A 4,187-nucleotide genomic window follows, 5' to 3' on the forward strand; every position below is an offset into this window, starting at 1 on the left:
GTACCGCCGTCCCGCCGGGGCCGCGGATCTCGTCGGCGACGAGGACGTCGCCCGGCCGCAGCCGCTCGTCCAGCGCGCCGCCGAAGCCGACGGTGACGAGGGCGGCGCACGCGTCCGGCAGCCGGGCGGCGCGGCGGGCGCGGTAGCCGACGACCACGACCGGCGTCCGGTCGAGCCCGCGCCGGACCGCGCGGGCCTCGATCCGCAGCGCGGCGCACACGACCGGGCCGACCAGCGGCGCCTCCGCGGCGTCGTCGCCGTTCACCGGCGCGCTCTCCGTGCTCATCCGGTCAGCTCCGTACTCATCCGATCAGCGAAGCACGGGGGCACCGGCAGATCCAGCCGCGTCACCGCGCGGTACCACATTCGTCCAGGACGGATCCGCCTCGGGAAGGGCGCCGCGAAGCCGTCCGCACCCATAGACTCCCCGGCATGACCTCCTTTCCCCTCCGGCGGAAGCTGGCCGTGATCTCGATCGCCCTGCTGCCGCTCGGCGCCCTGGCCGCGTGCGGCGGCGAAAACAGCAGGACGTCCTGCAACGTCAACTCCTGCACGGTGACCTTCGACCGCGGTGTCGACGCGAGCGCGTCCATCCTCGGCGTGGAGGCGGAACTGGTGCGCGTGCAGGGCCAGATGGTCACGCTGAAGGTCGCCGGGCAGACGGTGACCGTGCCGGTGGGCGAGGGCGAGCAGGAGGCCGAGGGCTTCAACGTCTCGGTCCAGTCGGTCACCCAGGACAATGTGGTGGTGAAGATCTCCAATGCCGGGTGATCCGGTCTAGTATTCGTACATGCGTTCGATGAATCCGGCGGAGCGGCGGGCCCGGCTCGCGCTCCGCCACCGGCTCGCCCCGCAGGCCCGGACCGACGACGTCGTCGACATCGCACGGTCCATGGTCGTGCTGCACGCCACCGACCCGGCGACGGTGTTCCTGTCGGTCGCCGCGCGCAGTATCGAGGCCGTCCCCGCCGCGGTGGAGCGGGCCCTGTACGACGACCGCACGCTGCTGCGGATGCTCGCCATGCGCCGGACGATGTTCGTCGCGCCCACCGGCCTCGTCCCGGTGCTGCAGGCGTCCACGGCGAACGGGCTGGCCGCCAGGCAGCGCGCCACCTACTCCCGGATGATCGAGCGCGGCAGCGACGTCGGCGACGTCCCGGCCCTGTTCGCCGCGGCGGAGGAGGCCGCGCACGAGGCGCTGCTCGCGCGCGGGGAGGCCACCGGCGCCCAGCTCAGCGCCGACGTCCCGATGCTGCGGACGCAGGTCGACCCGGCGCCCGGCAAGTCCTACTCGCGGCCGACGAGCATCACCACCTGGGTCCTCGTCACGCTCGGCTGCGAGGGCCGCATCGTGCGGGGCCGCCCCAACGGGACATGGGGCAGCAGCCAGTACAGGTGGTCGCCCGTCGAGGCGTGGCTGCCCGGCGGAATCGAGGACGTCCCGGCCACCGAAGCCCGCGCCGATCTCGTCCGCCGGTGGCTGCGCGCGTTCGGCCCCGCCCCGGTCACGGACCTGAAGTGGTGGACGGGCTGGAACGCCGGCGACGTCAAGAAGGCCCTCGCGCTCCTCGACGTGACCGAGGTCGACCTCGGCGGCAATACGGGCATCGTCCTGTCCGACGACCTGGAGCCCGCGCCCGAGCCGGAGCCGTGGGCGGCGCTGCTGCCCGCGCTCGACGCGACGCCGATGGGCTGGCAGGAGCGCGGCTGGTTCCTCGGCGGCCACGGGCCGGCGCTGTTCGACCGGAACGGCAACATCGGCCCGTCGATCTGGTGGGACGGCCGCGTCGTTGGCGGCTGGGCGCAGCGCAAGGACGGCGAGATCGCCGTCCGCGTCCTGGAGGACGTCGGCGCCGACGCCGAGGCCACGATCGACCGGGAGGCGGCGCGGATGGCCGCCTGGTACGGCGACGTGCGTCCCGTCCCCCGCTTCCGCACCCCGCTGGAACGCGAGCTGACCTCCTGACCCGGCAGGTCAGCGGGCGTAGGGCGGCGGGGCGATGGTGCGGCGTTTGGCGGCGCCGCGGCGCAGGAGGGTGACCGCGAAGCTGAGGGCGGCGAGACCGCCGAGGCCGAGGGCGGCCAGGAGGGCGAAGCCGAGGTAGCCGTGGACGGTGTCGTCCGGCGTCACCAGGATCGGGCCGTCCGTGCCCTTGCAGGTGAGCCGCGCCGTCCCGGACACCGGCGCCAGGAACGTGGCCGTGTACCGGTAGCCGGCGCGGTCGGTCGCGCTCCAGGAGTTCTTCCGCGTCAGCCGGACGGGCCCGGACCGCTCGCCGAGGTCGACCACGCACGAGTAGGGCGAGGAGCCGCCGGTGCGGACGTAGAGGAAGTAGCCGTACCCCTCGGAGAGCTGGACCCGCACGCCGACGACCGGGTCGCCGGCCGCCGGGGGGCCGTCCGCGACCTTGGAGTCGTCCCACAGGAACGCGAGCACGGCGAAGAAGCCAACCAAGGCCACGAAGAGCAGGACGACGGGCAGCACGTACCAGCCCGCGCTCGGGCCGACGCGGCGCTCCGGGACCCAGGACGGCGTCGCCGGCCCCATGGGCGGTGATCCCGTCGGCAGGTCCGAGCCCGGCCACATCTCGTGTTCTCCCCCTGAGCGTCCGGTTGTGGGAAGGCAACGATCCCAGACAACTCCATCCCCGCCAAGAACGGCCCCTGGTAAGGGCCCGCTGACCGGCGCATAGGGGCGCGTCTGTAACCTCGCCCGGAGACCGAGGAGGCGCACGTGGCCAGACCGTCCGACCTGGAGCCCGGGACGTTCCCCCCGCAGGCCGCCGAGCTGCGGAGGCGGGTGCGGGAGTTCCTCGCGGAGACGCCGTTCACGCCACGCTGCGACAGCTGGCTGACCGGCGCGGACCCCGCGTTCAGCCGGGCGCTCGGCGAACGCGGCTGGCTCGGCATGACGCTGCCCGAGCGGTACGGCGGCCACGGCCGCTCCCCGCTGGAGCGGTTCGCGGTGATCGAGGAGTTGCTCGCCGCCGGGGCACCGGTGGGCGCGCACTGGATCGCCGACCGGCAGACGGGGCCGAGCATCCTCGCCAACGGCACCGAGGAGCAGAGGGCGCGGTTCCTGCCGGCGATCGCGCGCGGCGAGTGCTTCTTCGCGATCGGGATGAGCGAGCCCGACTCCGGTTCCGACCTCGCGTCCGTCCGCACCCGCGCCGGCCGGGAGGAGGGCGGCTGGCGGCTGCACGGCACCAAGGTGTGGACGAGCGGCGCGCACATCGCGCACGCGATGCTCGTCCTCGCACGGAGCTCCCCCAGGTCGGACGACCGGCACGCGGGGCTGAGCCAGTTCATCGTCCCGCTGCCGGACGAGCGGGTGGCGATCCGGCCGATCCGGGGGCTGTCCGGCGAGCACCACTTCAACGAGGTCGTGTTCGACGGCGCGTTCGTCCCGGACGCGATGGTGCTCGGCCGCATCGGGGACGGATGGCGGCAGGTCACCGCCGAACTCGCCTACGAGCGCAGCGGTCCGGAGCGGCTGCTCAGCACGTTCCTGCTCATCCGGCTGCTGCACGGCCGCGCGGACGGCCCGGCGGCGCGGCGCGCCCTCGGCCGGCTGACCGCGCGGCTGTGGGCGCTGCGGCAGGCGTCCCTGGCCGTCGCGGGCGCACTCGACGCCGGGCTGACCCCGGAGATTCCCGCCGCGCTGGTGAAGGACCTCGGGACGCGGTTCGAGCGCGAGGTCATCGAGACGGTCCGGGAGCACGCGGACGTCGAGCCCGACCTCGCCTCCCCCGACCCGCTGGCCCGGGCACTGGCGGAGTCGGTCGTCCAGGTGCCCGGGTTCACGCTGCGGGGCGGCACCAACGAGATCCTGCGCGGCATCGTCGCGCGCGGCCTGGGAGTGCGCTGATGGAGCTGCTGGAGGAGACCGCGAACGAGATCCTGTCCGGGGAGGACCCGTGGCCGGCGCTGGCAGAGTCCGGGCTGGCGCTGGTCGGGGTGCCGGAGGAGGCGGGCGGCAGCGGGGCCAAGGGTCCGCCCCGGGGGTGAGCCGGCCGTGCTCTTCGGACCCGCGCGCCCCGGGTGGCACACCGCCAGTGTGAAACGCATCCGCGCGGCGGGCGGGACGGATGCTTGTAACGGGGCTCCCCTTACCGGTAATGGCGTTCGGACGGGGTCCAGGTGATCTATCGGCTACGCTGAGTACGGGGAACTGGTCGCCGATGCAC

General features: G+C 74.1%; 5 protein-coding genes and 1 pseudogene. 4 read left to right on the top strand and 2 right to left on the bottom strand.

Translation table 11 applies throughout. The features are described 5' to 3' along the window. Positions 1–286, bottom strand: a pseudogene (locus tag HUX53_RS08515) (hypothetical protein); the annotation flags it as partial. Positions 287–432: 146 nt separating this feature from the next. On the opposite strand from HUX53_RS08515, the gene HUX53_RS08520 reads away from it, so the two are divergent. Both HUX53_RS08520 and HUX53_RS08525 read left to right on the top strand, forming a co-directional pair. Continuing rightward, the gene (locus tag HUX53_RS08520) at positions 433–771 is read left to right on the top strand and encodes a hypothetical protein (protein ID WP_176402615.1); all 339 of its coding nucleotides are present in this window, start codon (positions 433–435) and stop codon (positions 769–771) included. Between the two features lie 19 nt (positions 772–790). After that, the gene (locus tag HUX53_RS08525; RefSeq protein WP_176402616.1) at positions 791–1,966 is read left to right on the top strand and encodes a winged helix DNA-binding domain-containing protein; all 1,176 of its coding nucleotides are present in this window, start codon (positions 791–793) and stop codon (positions 1,964–1,966) included. A gap of 9 nt (positions 1,967–1,975) precedes the next feature. Here HUX53_RS08525 and HUX53_RS08530 read toward each other — a convergent pair whose 3' ends face one another. Continuing rightward, a complete protein-coding gene (locus HUX53_RS08530; RefSeq protein WP_176402617.1) occupies positions 1,976–2,548 on the bottom strand; it encodes a hypothetical protein in 573 nt (190 codons plus the stop codon). Between the two features lie 186 nt (positions 2,549–2,734). Here HUX53_RS08530 and HUX53_RS08535 point away from each other — a divergent pair, with 186 nt between their 5' ends. Both HUX53_RS08535 and HUX53_RS08540 read left to right on the top strand, forming a co-directional pair. Then, positions 2,735–3,868: an acyl-CoA dehydrogenase family protein gene (locus HUX53_RS08535; protein WP_176402618.1), complete on the top strand. Its 1,134-nt coding sequence runs from the start codon at positions 2,735–2,737 to the stop codon at positions 3,866–3,868. Continuing rightward, on the top strand, positions 3,868–4,008 hold the full coding sequence (locus HUX53_RS08540; protein ID WP_176402619.1) for a hypothetical protein: 141 nt from the start codon (positions 3,868–3,870) through the stop codon (positions 4,006–4,008). Before HUX53_RS08535 ends, HUX53_RS08540 begins: the two co-directional genes overlap by 1 nt. Positions 4,009–4,187 lie beyond the last annotated feature (179 nt).

Source organism: Actinomadura sp. BRA 177, from assembly GCF_013372625.1.
In the GTDB taxonomy this organism is placed as follows: Bacteria; Actinomycetota; Actinomycetes; order Streptosporangiales; family Streptosporangiaceae; genus Spirillospora.

Bases quoted from the DNA above. Each gene is read 5' to 3' on its own strand.
- HUX53_RS08540 (WP_176402619.1), top strand. From the start codon at position 3,868: ATGGAGCTGCTGGAGGAGACCGCGAACGAGATCCTGTCCGGGGAGGAC.
- HUX53_RS08520 (WP_176402615.1), top strand. From the start codon at position 433: ATGACCTCCTTTCCCCTCCGGCGGAAGCTGGCCGTGATCTCGATCGCC.
- HUX53_RS08525 (WP_176402616.1), top strand. From the start codon at position 791: ATGCGTTCGATGAATCCGGCGGAGCGGCGGGCCCGGCTCGCGCTCCGC.
- HUX53_RS08530 (WP_176402617.1), bottom strand. From the start codon at position 2,548: ATGGGGCCGGCGACGCCGTCCTGGGTCCCGGAGCGCCGCGTCGGCCCG.